This is a genomic window from Gluconobacter sp. P1C6_b, assembly GCF_018811945.1.
Lineage (GTDB): Bacteria > Pseudomonadota > Alphaproteobacteria > Acetobacterales > Acetobacteraceae > Gluconobacter.
Genome location: NZ_JACRVU010000002.1, coordinates 113811 through 133821, shown reverse-complemented (window position 1 = coordinate 133821; position 20011 = coordinate 113811). Strand labels below are relative to the sequence as shown.

Genomic DNA, 20011 nt, shown 5'->3' with positions numbered 1-20011 from the left:
TTTGTCTCATGACGAGTCCCAGCCCGCATACACCTGCCCTCGCCCGCATCCAGAGCTTCGCCTTCTCGGGTATCGAAGCCGTTCCAGTCACGGTCGAGGTCCAGGTTTCCAGCGGCCTACCGGCGTTTCTCGTCGTGGGGCTGGCGGACAAATCCGTCGGCGAAGCTCGCGAACGTGTCCGTGCTGCCCTGACAGCCATGGGGCTGGCGCTTCCCCCGAAACGCATTCTGGTCAATCTCGTCCCGGCCGATCTTCTCAAGGAAGGCGCGCATTTCGATCTGCCCATCGCACTCGGACTGCTGTGTGCGATGGGTATCCTCTCCTTTGAGGCCGTCTCGGCCTATGCGGCTGTCGGCGAACTGTCACTGGACGGACGCATCAATCCCGTCGCAGGCGTTCTGTCCGCTGCCATCGGCGCCGTCGAGGATAAGCTCGGACTGATCTGTCCGGCCGCACAGGCCATTGAAGCACGCTGGGGCAATGGCAGCACGGACGTTCTCGGGGCGCCTACACTTGCGGCCCTCGTCTCCCATTTTCAGGGACAGCAGATCCTGTCCCCGGCCCCGCTCCCGACCGAACATGTCATGGAGTACGGGCCCGATCTTGCGGACGTCAAAGGGATGGCAATCGGGCGGCGCGCTCTGGAAATTGCTGCCGCAGGCGCTCATTCGATGCTCATGAGCGGACCACCGGGTGCGGGAAAATCCATGCTCGCCAGCCGTCTGCCCGGCATTTTGCCCAACCTGACACGGGAAGAAGCCTTGGAAACAAGCCGGATTCATAGCGTTTCAGGCATTCTGCAGAATGGAAGGCTGGTTGTCCGACCGCCCTATCGCGCGCCACATCACAGTGCGAGCCTTCCTGCCATTGTGGGTGGCGGAGCAAAAGCCCGGCCCGGCGAGGTCAGCCTTGCCAATAATGGCGTGCTGTTCCTTGACGAAGTGCCCGAATTTTCACGATCCTGTCTGGAATCCCTGCGTCAGCCGATCGAGACCGGCAGCATTTCCATCGCCCGCGCGGCGCATCACACGACCTATCCGGCACGTTTCCAGTTCATTGCCGCCATGAATCCCTGCCGCTGTGGCTATCTGGGTGACCCTGAGCGGAGCTGTCGCAAGGCTCCCCGTTGCGGCGAGGATTACACGGCCAAGATTTCCGGCCCGATGCTCGATCGCATGGATCTGTGCGTGCAGATCGAGCCTTTATCTCCCATCGAAATCAGCCGTGCGCCGAAGGGCGAGAGCAGCGCCACGGTTCGGGCGCGTGTCGAACTGGCGCGCCAGAGACAGATCGACCGTCAGGGCGTCCCCAATTCGCAGGTTTCTCCCGACCAGCTCGATATGGATGATGACGCCCGTTCCCTTGCCGAACAGGCCGCCGAAAAATTGCGCCTGTCCAATCGGGGTATCACACGTCTGATCCGGGTCTCCCGCACCATCGCCGATCTGGAAGGCACCCAGAGCATCCAGCGCCATCACGTCGCCGAAGCCCTCACCTTCCGTCGCCGTTAAGGTTCAGAACTGAAGGCTGTCCAGCCCGCGGGCCAGATCGGTCTTCAGGTCCTCCACATCTTCCAGCCCGATATGCAGACGGAATGTCGCAGATGTCGGGCCACACTCACCCGTCACGCGCCGGATATGCCCTGTGGTCGGCAGGACCAGACTTTCGTAGCCGCCCCAGGAGGCGCCGATCCCGAACAGACTCAGTCCGTCGATCATGCGTTCAGCGGCCTCAACGGAAATTTCCGGCTGAAGCTCCACTCCGAAAAGCCCACACGCTCCCGTAAAGTCGCGTTTCCAGAACTCGTGCCCGGGGCAATCTTCCAGTGCAGGATGCAGAACCCGCGCCACCTCAGGCCGTGTTTTCAGCCACTGCGCGATTTCCAGTGCCGAGCGCGACTGATGCGCCAGCCGCACACCCATCGTCCGCAGTCCGCGCAATGTCAGCCAGCAGTCATCTGGCCCGGCGCATTGCCCGAGCTGGATCGCCGCATCGCGCAGCGTTTTCCAGTGCGTTTCGTCATTGACCGTGATGGATCCCATGATGACGTCCGAATGCCCGGCGGGATATTTCGTCAGCGCCTGGATCGACACATCCACCCCATGCACGAAGGGCTGGAACACCCCGATCCCCCAGGTATTATCGAGCATCAGCAGCGCACCAGCCTCGTGCGCCACCTCAGCCAGCATCGGCACATCCTGAACTTCAAACGTATGACTGCCCGGACTTTCGGCGAACAGGACCTTTGTCTCCGGCCGCACAAGGGCCGTGATCTCGGCACGTGACGCCATGGGCGGATAATAGGTTGTCGCCACGCCCAGCCGTTGCAGCATTGTACCCGCAAACCGCCGTGTGGGTCCGTAAACCGAGTCGGGCAGCAGCAGATGATCCCCACATCCCAGAAACGCCAGAAGCGGCATCGTGCAGGCCGCAAGACCTGAATTGACGACCTGCGTATGCGTGCCGCCTTCGATCAGGCTGAGCATTTCCTCAAGCTGGTGCTGGATCGGCGATCCCATCGCTCCATAAACCATCTTGTGCGCGTGACTGCGCCCATCCGTCCGGTTCATGGCTTCCAGCGTTGGAAACAGAACCGTCGAGCCACGAGTGACCGGCGGGTTCACGAACACTCCCGTCTCCGGCAGATCATGCGAACGTCCCTCACGCACCAGCATGGAGGCCATCCGGCTCCATCCCGCACTGACCTGCTTGTCCAGATCGCTCATGCTTCCGCTTCTCCCGTCACAACCGGGGCGTCAGGGTCGCTGCCCCATTCCGCCCAGGATCCATCATATAAAGTCGCATCGCCATATCCCGCGATCGCCAAAGCCGCTACGATTGTCGCGGCTGTCAGCCCGGAGCCGCAGGTCGCGATCACCGATTGCCCTTGCGCAGCGGCGAGAATCTGCTTCAATTCTGGTGCAGGCAGAAAACAGCCGCTTTCATCCACAAGACGAGTCCAGTCCATACTCCTCGCCCCCGGCATGTGGCCGCTCCGTACACCGGGACGTGACTCCGGAACTGTCGCAGCAAACCGCCCTGCGCTCCGGGCATCGAGAACGAGACTGCCCTCCCGCTCCAGCGCAAGCCGAACATCCCCCGAACCCGCCAGAAGCCCGTAGCGGGGACAGGGACGGAAAAGGACTGGCTCCTTTGCGGGCGCTGCGCCCTCTTCCACCGGGCCGCCTGCCTTCAGCCAGGCTTCCAGCCCACCATCCAGTATCCGCGCATTGCGGTGCCCGAACAGCCGTGCAAGCCACCAGCCCCGGCAGGCACCGACACTTCCGCGACCATCATAAAACACGACCGGCACATCTTCGCTCACTCCGAGCGCACCCATCAGCCGGGCGAAGCGCGCGGCCCCCGGCACCGTATGCGGAAGCGGGCTGTCCGGGTCCGCAAAGACATCAATATCGAATCGCTGGGCGCCGGGCAGATGGCGCTGGGCGAACGCGGCGTCGAGGTCGCCTTTCTGCCCCGGCAAAAGCACGCTGGCATCAAGGGGAATGAACCGGCCAACCTCGGAGATCAGGGTCGCGGCATCAACAAGTGGCGAGATCGTCATACCCACACCATAGGTCGAGGGATGCGTCCGACGCCAGAGCGTGCCAATGTATCACTCCATGAACACGCAGCCCACAGAGTCATGCCGGTCCGGGCGCCCGTCCGGCTCCAGTCAGGAGAATGGCACCGCATGACGACCGAGCGGATTCTCCTTGGCCTCATCCTGGCCGGTATTGCCTATGGATGCGGCATCATCCTGTGGCCTTTCCTCTCGGCCATCCTGTGGGCCGCGATCCTCGCCTTCACGACCTGGCCGATCTATCGCCGCATGCGCCGACATGTCCGCCCTGCGCTGGCCGCTCTCGCCATGATGGCATTGAGCGCGCTCTTCATCGTTGTTCCGCTGGCCGTGCTGACGAGCGCGGGAATAAGTGACATTCCCGGCACGATTTCAGAAATCGACGCCCTGATCCTGCATGTCACCAGCGCGAACCCACCACCCGCCTGGCTGAACCGTATTCCGATGGCCGGTCCCCATCTTGTGAGTGCGTGGCATCATTTCAGCCATGACGTCGGCGCCTTCGCGACCGAGGTGCTGCGTCCCTATGCCGGTCAGATCGCCCATCTTACGCTGACAGTTCTGCTCCGCCTCGCCGGCGGCCTCGCCGAGCTGGTCATGGCGCTGTTCGTGGCCTTCTTCCTGTGGCTCAACGGCGACACACTGGGGAATACCATCACGGCCCTGATCGACCGCATCGCCGGCCCCCACACCACGCCGCGCCTCATCAACATTATTGGCCGCACGGTCCGTGGCACGGTTTACGGCATCCTTGGCACCGCCCTGATCCAGGGCGTCCTTACGGGGATCGGCCTCATGCTCGCTGGCGTTCCCTCTCCCGTCCTGCTGGCTGGTATTACCGCCTTCGTCGCCGTCTTTCCCATCGGCGCACCGCTTGTCTGGGTCCCGGCCGCCATCTGGCTCGGCATGACGCACCATTTCGGACACGGGCTGTTCCTGGCCATCTACGGCATTCTCATCATCTCGGGTGCCGATCATGTCATCCGCCCGGCCTTCATCGCCCGCGGTGCCCAGTTGCCCTATCTGCTGACCGTCCTGGGCGTTCTCGGCGGCATCGTGACCTTTGGCGGCGTGGGCATCTTCCTCGGCCCCGTCCTGCTGGCTGTCGGCTATACCCTGACCAGCGAGTTCGCCGCCGGCCCCCATCATCGCGAACGCAACCCCCTCTATCTGCCGGAGCCTCCGAAATGACGACATCCCTTCTGTCCGGAGCCTCTTTCAAGATCCTGAGCTGGAACCTCTACCGGTGGGAAGGCGCCTCACTCGAAGACGTTCTGACAGTCATCCGTGCGGAAGATCCCGATATCGTCGTCATGCAGGAAGCGCAGACAGCGGTAGACGAACTTCCTGAAATCCTCGGCGGCTATTACGACCGCATCCCGCTTCCCGGCAGACCACATGGAACAGCCTGCTGGAGTCGCCTGCCGTTTACGCGCCCTCCCTCATTCTGCCGCCTGCCACGTGGTCTTCTGGTCAAGCGCACGGCCCAGCTTATCGATTTCGGCAGCTTCTCGCTCGCCAACGTGCATCTGTCGCATGGCCAGATCCTCAACCGGCGCCAGCTTCGCAGCATCAGCACCAACATGCGCCACCGCGCCGTCATCATGGGCGATTTCAACCTTGTCGGTCCCGTCCTGCTCCCGGGCTTTCTGGATGTTGGCCCCAAAGAGAAGACCCACCGGATGCTGAACCATGTTCCGCTGAGGCTTGACCGCTGCCTCGTACGGGGCCTGTCCCGTCTCGAAGCCCGCGCTCTGCCACGCTTCGGCTCCGATCACCGCCCTATCTGCGTCACCCTCAGACTGGGTGCGTAACAGCCTTACAGATACGGCAGCAGGAGCCTGATGGCGGAATTCCTCATCCGGATCGGGAACGGCATGCTGTCCAGATCATGGTGCGTCAGCCGGTTGCGCCGATGCGTCTCCATGAACGTGGACAGGTCTTTGGCCACACCCCGGTCATAGATTTCCAGATTGATTTCGAAGTTCAGCCGTAGGGAGCGCATGTCGATATTCGCACTTCCCACGAAGCTCCATTCGTCATCCACGACCATCAGCTTGGAATGATTGAACGGAGGATCGGCCATCCACACCCGGCAGCCCGCATCCAGAAACGGCCGAAGATTGGCATCCCGCGCATGGTCGATCAGGGCATGATTGCTGCTTTTAGGCACGACGATATCAATCACCACACCGCGCAGGGCCGCAAGAATAAGCTCTGTCGAGAAGCGGTCATCCGGCAGGAAATATGGCGTCATGACCCAGATATGGCGCCGGGCCAGCGCGAAGGCCTGCAACATCCCGTATTCGATCTTTTCCAGATCCGTATCCGGCCCTGACGTCACGATGCGCATCGGCACATCACCCACCGGGGACGGCTCGGGCAGGTAACGCTCGCCTTCGAGTTCCTCACCCGTCGTGAACGACCAGTCCCAGGCAAACGCCACGGCAAGCTGATGCACGATCGGCCCCTGAAGGCGGAAATGCGTATCCGCCACAGGCAGCTTCGTCCGAAGCCGGAGCATGTTCTCCTCGCCGATGTTCAGGCCGCCCATGAAACCGATGGTCCCGTCCACCACGAGGATCTTGCGGTGATTGCGCAGATTGATGAATGGCATGCGCCAGGGCCAGACCGAATGCATGAACCTCGCGCAGGGCACCCCCTCACGCCGGAGCCGACGCTCGATCCCACAGCGGAAATATCCGCTCCCAATCCCGTCCACCAGAACCCGGACCTCGACCCCGCGCCGCTTCGCCTCCACCAGTGCCTCGGCAAAACGCTGCCCGACCTCATCATCGCGGAAAATGTAGGAACACAGGATGAGCGATTTTTTGGCCTGCCCGATTGCCTCCAGCATCACCGGATAGGCATTGTCCCCGTCATGCAGGCAGGTGATCGAATTGCCCCGCATCAGGGGCCGTTCCGTCAGACGCCCCAGCATCCTTGAAAGCGGCGCCAGATTGCCATCCACGGTCTGGCGGTACTGCGCCAATGGGTCGCGCCCTTCCCACAGATGCCGGTTGACCATTTTCTGCGCCCGGCGCCGGACACGGTTGATCCCGAACATCAGATACAGCACCGTCCCCAGAACGGGCGCAATCCAGCAGATGCCGATCCAGCCCGTGCAGGACGCCGTATCGCGCTTGTGCACCAGCGCATGGACCGTGACGAGCAGGGGCAGCGTCCACCGCAGGATCTGCATGAGAATGTGGAAAACGGTCCAGTGCGTCATAAATCTCCCTGCGGCGGACATCCTGTGCTGCAAACAGCACATCAGCCCCCGGATCTTCTTCCGTCATCCTTTCGCAAAGATGAAGGATGCGCCAGCCCCCGTCCTTGCGATAGGATCATCTTCCGGCCCGTCTTTCGAAAAAGGAGAGCGTTCCATGCAGCATCGCCCACAGCTCTTCTACACAACGGCTCCGGCCCCGTGCCCCTACCTGCCCGACCGGACCGAACGCAAGGTCCTGACCGAACTCGCGGGCCCTGATGCCGTAGCCCTGCACAACCGCCTGTCCCAGGCGGGCTTCCGTCGCAGCCATGCGATTGCCTACGCCCCCGTCTGCGTCGGCTGCCGCGCCTGCACACCCATGCGCATTCCGGCCGCGACCTTCGCCCCCACCCGCACCCAGAAGAAAATCCGCAGCCGCCACGCCGACCTCGTGGTGAACATCGTACCGCCGATCCCCACCGACGAGCAGTTCCGCCTGTTCGAGATGTATCAGGCCGTCCGCCATCCCGATGGCGACATGGCCCACATGTGCTGGCGCGATTACGCGGAGCTGATCGCCAACACGCCGGTCGAGACCTTTCTGGCCGAATTCCGCCACCCCGATGGCACGCTCGTATGCGTCAGCCTGATCGACCGCCTGTCGGATGGCCTGTCGGCCGTCTACACGTTCTATGACGTCAACGACCTGACGGCCTCATGGGGGACGTTCTCGATCCTGTGGCTGATTGAAGAGACCGCCCGGATGGGACTGGAACATCTCTATCTGGGCTATTACGTCCCGGGCAGCCCGAAGATGGCCTACAAGGCCGCCTTCGGTCCCGCCGAAGTCTTCCGCGACGGCCACTGGAGCCTGCTGGCGGCATTATCCCCCGCCTGAATGGGGGATAATGCCGCTTCAGTTCTTGCGAAGCATCCACTGCGGCGCCGCACGCCCCACGGCACCGCGGCGCCCCTCAAGCGGGACCAGATCCGCCGTCGCGCGGACACGCTGTCCTTCCTGCCACAACAGCCCTTCGGACAGGGTGAGCGTGCGGATATCCCGCAGCGTACTGTCACCCAGCTTCTGGAACGCCACACCGCCGCCACGCGTCATTTCCGGCACCTGCTCCAGCGGGAAGATCAGCGCCCGCTTGTTCTGCCCCAGCGTCAGAACATGGGTGCCCCCAACAGGAATGCAGGCAAAGACCTCGTCACCGTCCTTGACGTTGAAGACCTGCTTTCCCGTCCGCTTCTCGGCCACAAGCCCTGCTTCCGACACGATCATGCCACGCCCGGCTGCCGAAGCGATCAGGCGCCGCCCCTCATCCGAAACCGGGAACAGCGTCACCACACGGTCTTCCTGGGGCACATCCACCACAGTCCGGAACGGCTGACCAAACCCACGTCCACGCGGCAGATCAGCCGCCTTGATCGTATAAGCCTTGCCGCTGCTGGAAATCAGGCACAGACGGTCCGTGCTCTGACACTCCACGGAAAGCCAGCCCTCGTCGCCTTCCTTGAAGCGATGTCCCTGCGGATCGAGCCCATGACCTTTCATGGCCCGGATCCATCCTTCGCGGGACAGCAGTACCGTCAGCGGCTCCCGATCGATTTCCAGCGCCGCAGAAATATCGACGGGCTCAGGCGCGGCAGCGATCAGCGTGCGTCGGTCTCCCAGCGGACCTGAACCGAATTTCTTGATCGTGCCATCCAGATCCTTGCCAATCCGGGTCCAGCGGCGCCGCTCCGAACCGAGCAGCGTCTCAAGGGCTTTCTGCTCATCCGCAAGCTTGTCCCGCTCACGCCGGATTTCCATTTCCTCAAGCCGCCGCAGCGAGCGCAGCCGCATGTTCAGCACGGCTTCGGCCTGAACATCCGTCAGGCTGAACGTTGCCATCAGGCTGACCTTGGGCTCGTCTTCCTCACGGATGATCCGGATTACTTCATCGAGGTTCAGATAGACCGCAAGGAAGCCTTCAAGGATCTCAAGCCGCCGCAGGACCGCTGCAAGACGGTGGTTTGAGCGCCGCACCAGCACTTCATGCACGTGATCCAGCCAGGCCCGCAGAACCTGCTTCAGCGACAGCACACCCGGAACGCGGTCTCCGCCCAGAACATTCATGTTCAGGCTGAAACGGTTCTCAAGCGCCGTATTGCGGAACAGTGTCTCCATCAGGACTTCGGGCTCGACGCCCTTGGTCTTGGGCTCCAGCACAAGGCGGATATCGGTCGTACTCTCGTCGCGCACATCGCCCAGAAGCGGCAGCTTGCGCTGTTCCATCAGGTCCGCAATCTGCTCGATCAGACGTGACTTCTGCACCTGATACGGGATCTCGGTGACGATGATTACCCAGGTCCCAAACCGCCCCTGCTCGACTTCCCAACGCGCCCTCGTCCGGAAACTGCCACGGCCGGTTTCGTAGGAGCGGATGATGGAGTCGCGCTCTTCCACCAGAATGCCGCCCGTCGGGAAATCCGGCCCGGGCATCAGATCCACCAGTTCGGCGATCGTCACATCCGGCTTTTCGATCAGAAGCTTCGCGGCCCGGCAGATTTCAGCAGCATTATGCGGCGGGATGCTCGTCGCCATGCCCACGGCAATACCTGCCGCGCCGTTCGCCAGCAGATTCGGGAACGTGCCGGGCAGCACGATGGGCTCGTGATCTTCATTGTCGTAGGTCGCGCGGAAATCGACGGCGTCGTCCTGAATTCCGTCCAGCAGCGCCTGCGCCACTTCCGTCAGGCGGCTTTCGGTATACCGCATGGCGGCCGCGCCATCACCGTCGATGGAGCCGAAATTGCCCTGCCCCTCGACCAGCGGATAACGGACGGCAAAATCCTGCGCCAGACGTACCAGCGCCTCGTACACGGAGGCATCGCCATGCGGATGGAACTTACCGATCACATCACCGACGACACGTGCACACTTTTTAAACCCTGATGTGGGATCAAGGCGAAGCTGCTGCATCGCATAAAGGAGGCGGCGGTGTACCGGCTTCAGGCCATCACGCACGTCCGGAAGGGACCGCGACATGATTGTCGACATCGCATACGCAATATATCGCTCGCTCAGAGCCTCAGCGAGCTTGGTATCCTCGATATGACCAGCCAGATCCGTTCCCATGCATCTCCCCTCTTTCGTGCAGGACTTAGACACTGGCGTACCTTTCTGTCCAGCGCTCTCCTCATCGGCGCGACCGCCTGCTCACCCTATCGCCCTGTCCAGAAGGCGGAAGTGTCCTTCGCACTGGCTGGCTTCAGGGCACATCCTGCCGATACGACCGCACGCTGGGCAATGATGAACCTCCTGCCCCCCAACACCCTGACCTACCGCATGCAGAACGGGCAGCCGGTCCTGCTCTATGCCGACCCCATTGCCTGCGGCTGCGTCTATATGGGGGACAAGACGGCCTATGCTGCCTACAGGGCCAACCATTCCGTCAATGCCTCACAGGAACAGCGCATGACGGCCGAGATCAACCAGCATCCCGGCTGGGACTGGTCCGTGTGGGAAAGCACGGCCGATGTGGACGTCGTCAACGGCCTGCGCCCCGGTCCCAGCCACGTTTTTTACTGATCGGGCTCCACCGCAACGTCCGGTGCGGGCTGAAGCCGCTGCACATACTCCACCAGCCGTTCCCGCGCCGCCGGCAGCGGCTGGTGCCGCACGCCAAAGACCCAGCGCGACAGGAAATGTCCCGTCAGCGCCAGACCATCCCTCCAGTCTTCAGGCGTTCCATCCTGTGTCTCGTCTCTCATCAGGGCGGCGAGCGGAAGGAGCCTGTCCCGCCATTCACCAGCCCCTTCCCGGCTTACCGCCCGTCCCGACCGCGGCGACACGTAGATCAGATCTTCCCGCGCGCCCGTCACCGCACATTCCGACAGATCCAGCCCATAACCGAGCCCAGCCAGAAGCTGGGCTTCCCAGCGCAGATAGGCCCCCATCGGCGCAGGCTCGGGCGCCACGCTGATCAGCGTCAGAAGACGGACCAGCCGCATGAAAAGCTCTGGATGCGGCTCGCCCTGTGGGAGCGCCCCATCGACCAGCGCGCAGGCACTGCTCACCATCTCAAGCTGCAACGGCGCATCCAGAATGCGCCCCGCCACACACTGAACCGGCTCGGCCGTCAAAGTCCCGAGCTGATCCGCCAGCCGTGCCCGCCAGCGCGCCATGACCAGATTACCGGTTTGCCACAGGGAGGCCTGACGCCGGGAAGCGCCCCCGCGCGCCATGCCATGCGAGACCCCGTGCTCCTCGCTGAACAGATGGACAAGCGCACTTCCTTCACCGTAAGGCCGGACTGACAGAACCAGCGCCGCCGCTTCCCATTCCATTGTCCATCCTCCCCGATCCGTACGCCAAAACGCAAAAAGCCCCCGCGCGCCGGAGCACACAGGGGCCTTTCTACAGACTTTCGAGCCCGACCTGAACCGGGGAGACCCGGATCAGGACAGGAACGGAAAACCTTACTTGGTGCCGGCAGCAGCAGCGACTTCAGCAGCGAAGTCGCTCTCTTCCTTCTCGATGCCTTCACCGAGCTGGAAGCGCTCGAAACCGACCAGCTTCGCGCCAGCCTTCTCGACAACCTTGGCCACGCGGCTTTCGCCATCCAGAACCCAGACCTGCTCCAGAAGAACGACTTCTTCGTAGAACTTGCGGATACGGCCTTCGACCATCTTCTCGATGATGGCTTCCGGCTTGCCGGACTCACGGGCCTGCTCGATCAGAACGGCGCGCTCGCGCTCCAGAGCTTCCGGATCAACGCTGGCAACATCCAGGGCAGCCGGACGGGTTGCCGCAACATGCATGCCAATCTGACGACCCAGCGTCAGCAGGGCGTCGGACTCGGACGGAGCTTCCAGAGCGGCCAGAACGCCAATCTTGCCAATGCCCGGACGCAGTGCGCTGTGAACATAGCTAGCGACAACGCCGGACTCGACCGACAGGACCTTGGCGCGACGAATGGCCATGTTCTCGCCGATCGTGGCGATCAGATGCGTCAGTTCGTCAGCGACCGTACGGCCCGACGGAACCTTGCCAGCCTTGATGGCGTCCAGATCGTCGCCGACTTCCAGAGCCACGTGAGCGACCTGCTCGACGAACGCCTGGAATGCCTCGTTACGGCCCACGAAGTCCGTCTCGGCGTTCACTTCGACCATCGCAGCGCGGTTCTTGGCGGACGCAACACCGACCAGACCTTCAGCCGTCGTACGGCCGGACTTCTTCGCAGCCTGGGACAGACCCTTCGTACGCAGCCAGTCGATGGCGGCTTCCATGTCGCCGGCAGCTTCCGTCAGGGCCTTCTTGCAATCCATCATGCCGGCGCCAGTGGCTTCGCGCAGTTCGCGGACCAGGGCTGCTGTGATTTCTGCCATTTATCTCATCCCTCAAAAAAGATCATGCGGCCGGACGAACTCGCCCGGCCGCATGCCATGTTTCAGTTGCCGTTTTCCATGACCGGACCCCGGCAGTCTGTTCAGCCGGCGGAAGCGGGAGCTTCTGCGCCTTCAGCAGCGGCAGCTTCCAGAACAGCCGTCTCAGCCGGCAGTTCTTCAGCCGCACCAATGTCCTGGCCCGAAGCAGCCAGCTCGGCGGAAATGCCGTCAAGCACTGCACCGGAAACCAGATCGCAATACAGGGTGATGGCGCGGATGGCATCATCGTTGCCCGGGATCGGATAGGTCACGCCAGCAGGGTTGGAGTTGCTGTCGAGGACGCCGATGACCGGAATGCCAAGCTTCGTGGCTTCTTCGATCGCCAGCTTTTCCTTGTTCGTGTCGATCACGAACAGCAGGTCGGGCAGGCCACCCATTTCCTTGATGCCGCCGAGGGAACGCTCGAGCTTCTCGCGATCACGCGTGATGTCGAGAACTTCCTTCTTCGTCAGACCGGCCGTGTCACCGGACAGCATCTCGTCGATCTGGCGCAGACGCTTGATGGAACCCGTGATGGTCTTCCAGTTGGTCAGCATGCCGCCGAGCCAGCGGTGGTTGACGTAGTACTGGCCGCAACGCTGGGCAGCTTCAGCAACGTGGTCAGCCGCGGCGCGCTTGGTGCCGACGAACAGAACGCGGCCACCATTGGCAACCGTGTCACGGACAACCTTCAGGGCGCGGTCCAGCATCGGAACCGTCTGCTGCAGGTCGATTATGTGAACCTGGTTACGCACACCGAACAGGTACGGCGCCATGGCCGGGTTCCAGCGACGGGTGTGGTGACCGAAATGAACGCCGGCTTCAAGGAGCTGGCGCATGGTGAAATCAGGCATTGCCATGATTCAGAATTCCTTGCGTCTGGTTGAACCTCCGCATGGCAACGTCCCGGAAGGGACACCAGAAAACCCTAGAGCCATGCGTGCGGATTGTTCTCATCCGGGGAAATCCCCGAAGAAGAACGGTCGCGATATGGCGGAAAATCCCCGCTGACGCAAGACCTGTCAGCAGAGTTTCACACAATACTGCCCCGATCAGACCTGTAAGGCCTTCTCAACCCCCCGCAATGTCCGCAGCCGCTCCGCAAGACGTGGCGTCACCCGGTAATGTCCCGGAATGGAGATTTCGACATCCTGCGTCTCCTCGACAGAAGGCAGCAGTTTCACACGCCCGAAGCCCCCCTGAACCTCTTCCAGCAGAGAGGCCAGATCCGGCAGGGACGCATCCTCCTTCAGCCAGACGCGGATTTCCGAACGTTCGGCAGCAGCGGCGACCTCCAGATCCATGACATTCTGCGCCGTAATCCGCAGCGCATCGCCATCCACCTTGAGCTCCGCCGTCACCAGAATGGCCTGTCCCGCCACCAGCAGATCCCGGCAGGACGTCAGCGTCTCGGAAAACAGCGTGACCTCACACCCGCCACCGCTATCCGACAGATTGACCCAGGCCATTTTCTTACCGGTGCGTGTCGGCCGCTCCTTGCGATCCACGACACAGCCTGCGATCTTGACGCGCGTTGTTCCTGTTTTTGCAGCATTTTCCAGAGCATTGGATGGCGTTACACCCAACCGTCTCAGGACACTGCGATACGCATCCAGAGGATGGGCGCTCATGTGAAACCCGATAGCCGAAGCTTCCAGAGAGAGACGTTCAAAGTCGGGCCAGGGCCGACCTTCGTTCAGGCGCAGGATCTCACGTTCCTGACCCACGCCCCCGAAAAGTCCGGCCTGACCCATCTGCTGCTCCTGCGCCCGCGCCTGAGCCCGACGCAACAGGATATCGGCATTCGAAAAAACGATATGCCGATCTTTGAGAAGACTGTCGAAAGCCCCTGCTTTTGCAAGACTTTCCAGCTGGATTTTGTTCAGGCTCTTTGGATCGCAGCGCTCCGCAAAATCCGTGAGGTCCTGAAACGGCCTGTCGCCACGGGACGCTACGACACTCTGCATCGCGGCTGCTCCCACACGCTTGATGGCCGACAGCGCGTAACGGATCCCCTGACGCCCGTCTTCCAGAATTTCAATGGAAAAATCTGCAAAAGATTTATTAATATCAACGGGTAATACAGGAATTTTCATGCGGCGTGCTTCCTGACACAAAGCTGCCAGCTTGTCCGTCTTTTCCCGTGCCAGAGACATACAACCGGCAAGGAACGCAACCGGATGGTTCGCCTTCATCCAGGCCGTCTGATAGGACACCAGTGCATAGGCTGCGGCATGCGACTTGTTAAAGCCGTAATCCGCAAAACGGGCCATAAGATCAAAGACTTCAACCGCTTTTTCCTGAGGAATGCCACGCGCCGTCGCACCCTCGGTGAAGATCGCACGCTGCTTCTCCATTTCCGCGGCGATCTTCTTGCCCATCGCACGCCGCAGCAGATCCGCGCCACCCAGACTGTAGCCCGCCATCTTCTGGGCGATCTGCATGACCTGCTCCTGATAGACCATGATCCCATAGGTCTCTTCAAGAATATCGCGGATTTCCTCGTGCGGCGGCTCCCACGGTTCGCCATGCTTGCGTCGGCAGTAATCCGGGATGTTTGCCATCGGCCCCGGACGATACAGCGACACGCCCGCAATCAGATCCTCCAGCCGACTGGCCGCCATCTGCTTGAGCATGTCCCGCATGCCTGCGCCTTCGAACTGGAACACACCAGCCGTATCGCCCCTGGCCAGCATTTCAAACGTCTTCGCGTCATCCAGAGGAATACGTGAGAGATCGACCGTAATTCCCTGTTCTTTAAGGAAATCCAGACCGCGCTTGAGAATGGTGAGCGTTGTCAGGCCAAGGAAGTCGAACTTCACCAGACCGGCCTGCTCGACATATTTCATATTGTACTGCGTCACGAGCATGTCGCTCTTCGGATCGCGATAAAGCGGCACCAACTCCACCAGTTCGCGATCACCAATCACCACACCCGCAGCGTGGGTGGAGGCATGGCGATACAGCCCTTCAAGCTGTAACGCGATTTCCATGAGCCTCTTGAGAGACTCATCGCTGTCACGCATTTCCTGAAGTCGGGGCTCGCCCTCAATCGCATCCGACAGTGAAACGGGCTTGGCGGGATTGTTCGGGATTAGCTCCGCAACGCGATTGACCATGCCATAAGGCAGCCCCAGAACACGGCCGACGTCCCGCACGGCCGCCTTGGCCTGAAGCTTTCCGAAGGTGATGATCTGCGCCACACGGCTGCCGCCATATTCCTCGCGCACATATCGGATGACCTCATCGCGGCGGTCCTGACAGAAATCGATATCGAAATCCGGCATGGAGACACGCTCGGGATTTAGAAAGCGTTCGAACAGCAGTCCGAATGGAATGGGATCGATATCCGTAATCGTCAGCGCATACGCCACCAGCGACCCTGCGCCCGACCCACGACCGGGCCCGACCGGGATATCATGCGCCTTGGCCCACTGAATAAAGTCGGCAACGATCAGGAAGTAGCCCGGGAAGCCCATCCGCGCGATGATATCGAGCTCAACCTGAAGGCGTTCGGAGTAAAGCTTGCGCTTCTCCTCATCCGCATTAATCGCTTCAAGGCGCTTTTCCAGCCCTTCCCAAGCCATTGCCCGCAGCGTTTCCTCTTCCGTCGAGCCTTCGCGAACCTTGGGGCAGATCGGTAGAAGCGGCTTGCGCGTGCAGGCCGCCACCGCACATTTCTGGGCAATGATCAGCGTATTGTCACAGGCTTCCGGAAGATCATGAAAGACAGCCCGCATCTCCGCAGGCGTCTTGAACCAGGCCTGCGAAGACACATGCCACCGATCTTCTTCCGCAATGGTTCGACCCTGCGCAATGCACAGCAGCGCATCATGGGCTTCATGCATTTCCGGCTTCGGAAAGAAGCATTCATTGGTTGCCACCAGCGGAATGTCCATCTGGTCCGCCATCGGGATCAGGACACTTTCGACTTCCTGCTCACCCGCCTCTCCAAGCCGGTTCAGCTCGACTGCGATATTCCCCCGAAAAGCCTCTTCCAGACGGCTCAGAAGCGCCTGCGCCTCAGATTTCTGTTCTTCAAGGATCAGCTTGTTGATCGGCCCGCGATTACCACCTGTCAGCAGAAACAGCCCTGCCGCATGCTGACACAGAAAGTCGATCGCAACCGAAGGATCGGCTGGATCTCCATTCAGAAAGCCTTCAGATGACAGGATCTGGAGATTTGCCAGCCCTTCCTCATTCCGTGCCAGAACTACCAGCGGCTCGGACATCGCTCCGGGTTTTGTGCTGCGGGGGGGAAGTGAAATCTGGCAACCGACAATCGGCTGGACACCATTGCTGCGACAGTACAGCGAGAACTCAAGCGCACCGAACAGATTGCCGCTATCCGTCAGAGCGACGGCCGGCATGCCATTCTTGGCCGCCAGACTCATAAGCTCTGGAATCCGGATAGCGCCCTGGCTCAGGGAGTACGCGGAATGATTTCTGAGATGAACAAAATCGGCATGAGACATGCCGTCATTCTATCAGGGACAGGCAGCGGATACAGGAGATTTTGATATCCCCTGCTCCACATCATGCTTCAGAACGGCACGAGCCTTCCATCCCGCAGCGTCACGGTCCGGTCCATACGGGAAGCCAGTTCGTCATTATGCGTGGCAATCAGGGCCGCCGCGCCCTCTTCCCGCACCACACGCAAAAGCTCACCAAACACGTGATCAGCCGTGCCGATATCCAGATTACCTGTTGGCTCATCCGCCAGAAGCAGCTTTGGCTGATTGGCCAGCGCACGTGCAATCGCTGTCCGCTGCTGCTCGCCACCCGACAGCCGCCCCGGCAACGAATCAAGACGGTGTGACAGCCCGAAGCGGCCCAGCAGATCCCGTGCACGCTCCCGCGCCCTGCGCGGCGCCATACCTGCGATCAGCTGGGGCAGCATGACGTTCTCGCAGGCCGTGAATTCACCGAGCAGATGATGGAACTGGTACACGAAGCCGATCTGATCGCGCCGGATCGCTGTTCGGACCGTATCACTCAGTCCACTGGCCGGACGGTCCGCCACGAAGACCGTACCTGCCGATGGCGCTTCCAGTAGACCCGCCAGATGCAGAAGCGTGGACTTCCCGGTTCCACTCGGCGCCACCAGCGCAACGATCTCTCCGGACCGGAGCTCAAATTCCGCACCGCTCAGGATTTCAAGCGTTTCTTCACCCGACCGGAAACGGCGTGTCAGACCTTCAAGACGCAGGGCGCTCGCGCCCGTTGAAACTTCATTCATGACGCAGCGCCTCGATCGGATCGGTTCTCGCCGCCCGCCAGGACGGATACAGCGTCGCCAGCAGCGACAGGACCAGTGACATCCCGATCACTTCCCACACCTGCGACCACACGAGCTTCGCTGGCAGGCGCTCCAGAAAATAGACTTCCGGATTGAAGAGGTTCGTTCCCGTGAGCGACTGGAGCCACTGCCGGATCCGTTCGATATTCAGCGCAAAGGCGATCCCCAGCGCTGAACCCGCCACCGTTCCGACAATCCCGACAGACGCGCCGCACATGAGGAAAATCCGCATGATTGCGCCGCGGCTCGCACCAAGCGTTCGCAGCACGGCGATGTCGCGCGTCTTGTCCTTGACCATCATGATGAGCGACGAAATGACGTTGAACGCCGCCACAAGAATGATCAGCGTCAGGATCAGGAACATCACGTTCTGCTCGACCGTCACCGCATCCAGAAAACCGTTCGCGCTCTGAGTCCAGTCCAGCACGCGCAGGCGCGGATCTTCCAGACGTGCCGCAATCGCCTTACGCGTCGGCTGCACATTTGACGGATCAGCTGTCGAAACCTGAATGAGTGAAACAGCAGACGGACCCAGCATCAGGAACTTCTGCGCCGCAGGCAGCGGCATCAGGACAATACTGGAATTGTAGTCGTTCCAGTTGGCGTCGAAAATGACCGCAACATGATAAGTCTTGACCCGCGGCATCGTCCCGAACGGCGTCGCCTGCCCGTCCGGAGAGAGAAGCGTGATCGGAGAGCCGATCGTCAGGCCGGCCCGGTCTGCCATCGTCGTGCCGATCGCAACGGCATTATCGCCGGTAAAGTCATTCAGACTTCCCGCGACGATCCCGCTGCTCAGCGCTGTCCAATCCCGCAGCGACTGCTGGGACACGCCCTGCATTTCCGCCCCCGAAGAGAAGCGTCCTGCCTCTACAAGCACAGTGCCCTGCGCCATGGGGATGACGGATTTTACACCCGGAACCTGCCGGATTGCCGCAACATCGTTTTCGTAAGCCTCGATGGGACGCCCGTAGCCATACACGGTCAGATCGCCGTGCAGCCCCAGGATCCGTCCCATCAGATCGGCCTTGAACCCGTTCATCACCGACATGACGATGATGAGCGTCGCCACTCCAAGCGCAATCCCGATCAGGGAAAAGATCGCAATGATCGAGGCGAAACGTTCGCCACGGCGGGCGCGGAGATACCGCCCCGCCACCATGCGCTCAAAGCGGCCGAACATCAGGCTGCTCCGATTTTCGCCAGAGCGTCCTCGACCGACAGCTCGAACCGCTCGCCCGTGGCGCGCTGCTTGAGCTCGACCTTGCCTTCCTTGGCGCCGCGCGGTCCGACGATGATCTGCCAGGGATGGCCCATCAGATCCGCGTCGTTGAACTTCACGCCGGCCCGCTCGGAGCGGTCGTCATACAGCAGGTTCTCGGGATCGGTGCCGTAGATGCGGTCACAGATCGCATCGCATGCCTCATCACCCTGACGCAGGTTCAGGATCGCAGCGCGATAAGGCGCCACGGAAGCTGGCCAGATGATGCCCGCATCGTCATGCGACGCTTCGATGATCGCACCGACCAGACGCGACACGCCCACACCATAAGACCCCATGTGCGGATGGAACGGCGCACCGTCCGGACCGCTCACTTCGATCCCCATGGACGCCGTGTACTTTGTCCCGAAATAGAAGATATGGCCAACCTCGATGCCACGGCCTTCCCGCTTGCGCTCGGCCGGAACCTTGGCCCACTCGGCCTCGTCGTGCTTCTCATCCGTTGCCGCATAGTGATCGGTCACAGTCGAGAAGAACGTGGCCAGACTCTCAACATCGTCACAGTCCACCGGACGGCTCAGCCAGTCCTGCTCTTCAAGCGCTGCATCGAAGAACACGGCGCTCTCCCCCGTCGGGGCCAGCACTAGGAACTCATGGCTCAGGTCCCCGCCGATCGGACCGGTATCAGCCACCATCGGCACAGCCCGCACACCCAGACGCTGGAAAATGCGCAGATAGGACAGCATCATCCGGCGATAGCTGGCAACGGCTCCTTCGTAAGACGCGTCGAAGGAGTAAGCGTCCTTCATCAGGAACTCACGTCCGCGCATCACGCCGAAACGCGGACGAACCTCGTCACGGAATTTCCACTGGATGTGATAGAGCGCCTTGGGAAGTTCCTTGTAGGACTTCACGGACGATCCGAAGATGTCCGTAATCATTTCCTCGTTCGTCGGCCCGTAGAGCAGGTCACGGCCATGACGGTCCTGGATCCGGAGCATTTCCGGACCATAGGCGTCATAGCGGCCCGACCGGCGCCACAGTTCGGCCGACTGCAGCGTCGGCATCAGGACTTCCTGCGCCCCGATGGCATCCTGCTCTTCACGGATGATCTGCTCGATATTGCGCAGAACCCGCAGCCCGGCCGGCAGCCAGGCATAGATGCCCGAAGCGGTCTGGCGCACAAGGCCAGCCCGCAGCATCAGACGGTGAGACGCAATCTGCGCCTCGGCCGGAACTTCCTTCAGCGTCGGCTGGAAGGCTTTCGTCAAACGCATGTGT

16 protein-coding genes are annotated in these 20011 nt (G+C 61.5%); 5 read left to right on the top strand and 11 right to left on the bottom strand.

Annotation, left to right across the window (positions count from 1 at the left end; genetic code table 11):
* The first annotated feature begins 8 nt into the window (after window positions 1-8).
* A complete protein-coding gene (locus tag KP701_RS02395) occupies window positions 9-1511 on the top strand; it encodes a YifB family Mg chelatase-like AAA ATPase (protein WP_215745561.1) in 1503 nt (500 codons plus the stop codon).
* A gap of 3 nt (window positions 1512-1514) precedes the next feature.
* On the opposite strand, the gene metC is transcribed toward KP701_RS02395, so the two are convergent.
* Together metC and KP701_RS02385 are read right to left on the bottom strand one after the other, a co-directional pair.
* Entirely contained in the window at window positions 1515-2726 is a 1212-nt protein-coding gene (gene metC, locus KP701_RS02390) for a cystathionine beta-lyase (RefSeq protein WP_215745560.1), read from the bottom strand.
* The gene (locus tag KP701_RS02385; protein WP_215745559.1) at window positions 2723-3565 is read right to left on the bottom strand and encodes a sulfurtransferase; all 843 of its coding nucleotides are present in this window, start codon (window positions 3563-3565) and stop codon (window positions 2723-2725) included. The genes metC and KP701_RS02385 overlap by 4 nt, the downstream gene beginning before the upstream one ends.
* Before the next feature lie 129 nt (window positions 3566-3694).
* Here KP701_RS02385 and KP701_RS02380 point away from each other — a divergent pair, with 129 nt between their 5' ends.
* Window positions 3695-4774, top strand: coding sequence for an AI-2E family transporter (locus KP701_RS02380; RefSeq protein WP_215745558.1), 1080 nt, complete (start codon window positions 3695-3697; stop codon window positions 4772-4774).
* Window positions 4771-5397 carry an endonuclease/exonuclease/phosphatase family protein gene (locus tag KP701_RS02375; RefSeq protein ID WP_215745557.1) on the top strand — a complete coding sequence of 209 codons (627 nt, stop codon included), beginning with the start codon at window positions 4771-4773 and terminating at the stop codon, window positions 5395-5397. Before KP701_RS02380 ends, KP701_RS02375 begins: the two co-directional genes overlap by 4 nt.
* Before the next feature lie 5 nt (window positions 5398-5402).
* On the opposite strand, the gene cls is transcribed toward KP701_RS02375, so the two are convergent.
* Window positions 5403-6815 carry a cardiolipin synthase gene (gene cls / locus KP701_RS02370; RefSeq protein WP_215745556.1) on the bottom strand — a complete coding sequence of 471 codons (1413 nt, stop codon included), beginning with the start codon at window positions 6813-6815 and terminating at the stop codon, window positions 5403-5405.
* A gap of 154 nt (window positions 6816-6969) precedes the next feature.
* Here cls and KP701_RS02365 point away from each other — a divergent pair, with 154 nt between their 5' ends.
* Window positions 6970-7692 carry an arginyltransferase gene (locus KP701_RS02365; protein WP_215745555.1) on the top strand — a complete coding sequence of 241 codons (723 nt, stop codon included), beginning with the start codon at window positions 6970-6972 and terminating at the stop codon, window positions 7690-7692.
* 18 nt (window positions 7693-7710) lie between these two features.
* On the opposite strand, the gene parC is transcribed toward KP701_RS02365, so the two are convergent.
* Entirely contained in the window at window positions 7711-9918 is a 2208-nt protein-coding gene (gene parC / locus KP701_RS02360; protein WP_215745554.1) for a DNA topoisomerase IV subunit A, read from the bottom strand.
* On the opposite strand from parC, the gene KP701_RS02355 reads away from it, so the two are divergent.
* A complete protein-coding gene (locus tag KP701_RS02355; RefSeq protein ID WP_215745553.1) occupies window positions 9895-10371 on the top strand; it encodes a hypothetical protein in 477 nt (158 codons plus the stop codon). The two genes, parC and KP701_RS02355, sit on opposite strands and share 24 nt — an antisense overlap.
* On the opposite strand, the gene recO is transcribed toward KP701_RS02355, so the two are convergent.
* From recO to proS, 7 genes are all read right to left on the bottom strand, one after another.
* Entirely contained in the window at window positions 10365-11129 is a 765-nt protein-coding gene (gene recO / locus KP701_RS02350; RefSeq protein ID WP_215745552.1) for a DNA repair protein RecO, read from the bottom strand. The two genes, KP701_RS02355 and recO, sit on opposite strands and share 7 nt — an antisense overlap.
* 132 nt (window positions 11130-11261) lie before the next feature.
* Window positions 11262-12170: a translation elongation factor Ts gene (gene tsf, locus KP701_RS02345; RefSeq protein WP_011251675.1), complete on the bottom strand. Its 909-nt coding sequence runs from the start codon at window positions 12168-12170 to the stop codon at window positions 11262-11264.
* A gap of 101 nt (window positions 12171-12271) precedes the next feature.
* Window positions 12272-13069: a 30S ribosomal protein S2 gene (rpsB, locus tag KP701_RS02340; RefSeq protein WP_011251676.1), complete on the bottom strand. Its 798-nt coding sequence runs from the start codon at window positions 13067-13069 to the stop codon at window positions 12272-12274.
* 192 nt (window positions 13070-13261) lie between these two features.
* Window positions 13262-16684 (bottom strand): DNA polymerase III subunit alpha, encoded by a 3423-nt coding sequence (gene dnaE / locus KP701_RS02335; RefSeq protein ID WP_215745551.1) that lies wholly within the window; start codon window positions 16682-16684, stop codon window positions 13262-13264.
* 68 nt (window positions 16685-16752) lie between these two features.
* On the bottom strand, window positions 16753-17448 hold the full coding sequence (locus KP701_RS02330; protein ID WP_215745550.1) for an ABC transporter ATP-binding protein: 696 nt from the start codon (window positions 17446-17448) through the stop codon (window positions 16753-16755).
* Window positions 17441-18691, bottom strand: a complete 1251-nt coding sequence (locus KP701_RS02325) for a lipoprotein-releasing ABC transporter permease subunit (protein WP_215745549.1) — start codon at window positions 18689-18691, stop codon at window positions 17441-17443. Before KP701_RS02325 ends, KP701_RS02330 begins: the two co-directional genes overlap by 8 nt.
* On the bottom strand, window positions 18691-20007 hold the full coding sequence (gene proS / locus KP701_RS02320) for a proline--tRNA ligase (protein WP_215745548.1): 1317 nt from the start codon (window positions 20005-20007) through the stop codon (window positions 18691-18693). The genes KP701_RS02325 and proS overlap by 1 nt, the downstream gene beginning before the upstream one ends.
* Between the last annotated feature and the right edge of the window lie 4 nt (window positions 20008-20011).

What these genes read in the sequence shown, in the direction of transcription:
- KP701_RS02395 (WP_215745561.1), top strand. Translation starts at nt 9, where the DNA reads ATGACGAGTCCCAGCCCGCATACACCTGCCCTCGCCCGCATCCAGAGC.
- metC (WP_215745560.1), bottom strand. Translation starts at nt 2,726, where the DNA reads ATGAGCGATCTGGACAAGCAGGTCAGTGCGGGATGGAGCCGGATGGCC.
- KP701_RS02385 (WP_215745559.1), bottom strand. Translation starts at nt 3,565, where the DNA reads ATGACGATCTCGCCACTTGTTGATGCCGCGACCCTGATCTCCGAGGTT.
- KP701_RS02380 (WP_215745558.1), top strand. Translation starts at nt 3,695, where the DNA reads ATGACGACCGAGCGGATTCTCCTTGGCCTCATCCTGGCCGGTATTGCC.
- KP701_RS02375 (WP_215745557.1), top strand. Translation starts at nt 4,771, where the DNA reads ATGACGACATCCCTTCTGTCCGGAGCCTCTTTCAAGATCCTGAGCTGG.
- cls (WP_215745556.1), bottom strand. Translation starts at nt 6,815, where the DNA reads ATGACGCACTGGACCGTTTTCCACATTCTCATGCAGATCCTGCGGTGG.
- KP701_RS02365 (WP_215745555.1), top strand. Translation starts at nt 6,970, where the DNA reads ATGCAGCATCGCCCACAGCTCTTCTACACAACGGCTCCGGCCCCGTGC.
- KP701_RS02355 (WP_215745553.1), top strand. Translation starts at nt 9,895, where the DNA reads ATGACCAGCCAGATCCGTTCCCATGCATCTCCCCTCTTTCGTGCAGGA.
- parC (WP_215745554.1), bottom strand. Translation starts at nt 9,918, where the DNA reads ATGGGAACGGATCTGGCTGGTCATATCGAGGATACCAAGCTCGCTGAG.
- recO (WP_215745552.1), bottom strand. Translation starts at nt 11,129, where the DNA reads ATGGAATGGGAAGCGGCGGCGCTGGTTCTGTCAGTCCGGCCTTACGGT.
- tsf (WP_011251675.1), bottom strand. Translation starts at nt 12,170, where the DNA reads ATGGCAGAAATCACAGCAGCCCTGGTCCGCGAACTGCGCGAAGCCACT.
- rpsB (WP_011251676.1), bottom strand. Translation starts at nt 13,069, where the DNA reads ATGGCAATGCCTGATTTCACCATGCGCCAGCTCCTTGAAGCCGGCGTT.
- dnaE (WP_215745551.1), bottom strand. Translation starts at nt 16,684, where the DNA reads ATGTCTCATGCCGATTTTGTTCATCTCAGAAATCATTCCGCGTACTCC.
- KP701_RS02330 (WP_215745550.1), bottom strand. Translation starts at nt 17,448, where the DNA reads ATGAATGAAGTTTCAACGGGCGCGAGCGCCCTGCGTCTTGAAGGTCTG.
- KP701_RS02325 (WP_215745549.1), bottom strand. Translation starts at nt 18,691, where the DNA reads ATGTTCGGCCGCTTTGAGCGCATGGTGGCGGGGCGGTATCTCCGCGCC.
- proS (WP_215745548.1), bottom strand. Translation starts at nt 20,007, where the DNA reads ATGCGTTTGACGAAAGCCTTCCAGCCGACGCTGAAGGAAGTTCCGGCC.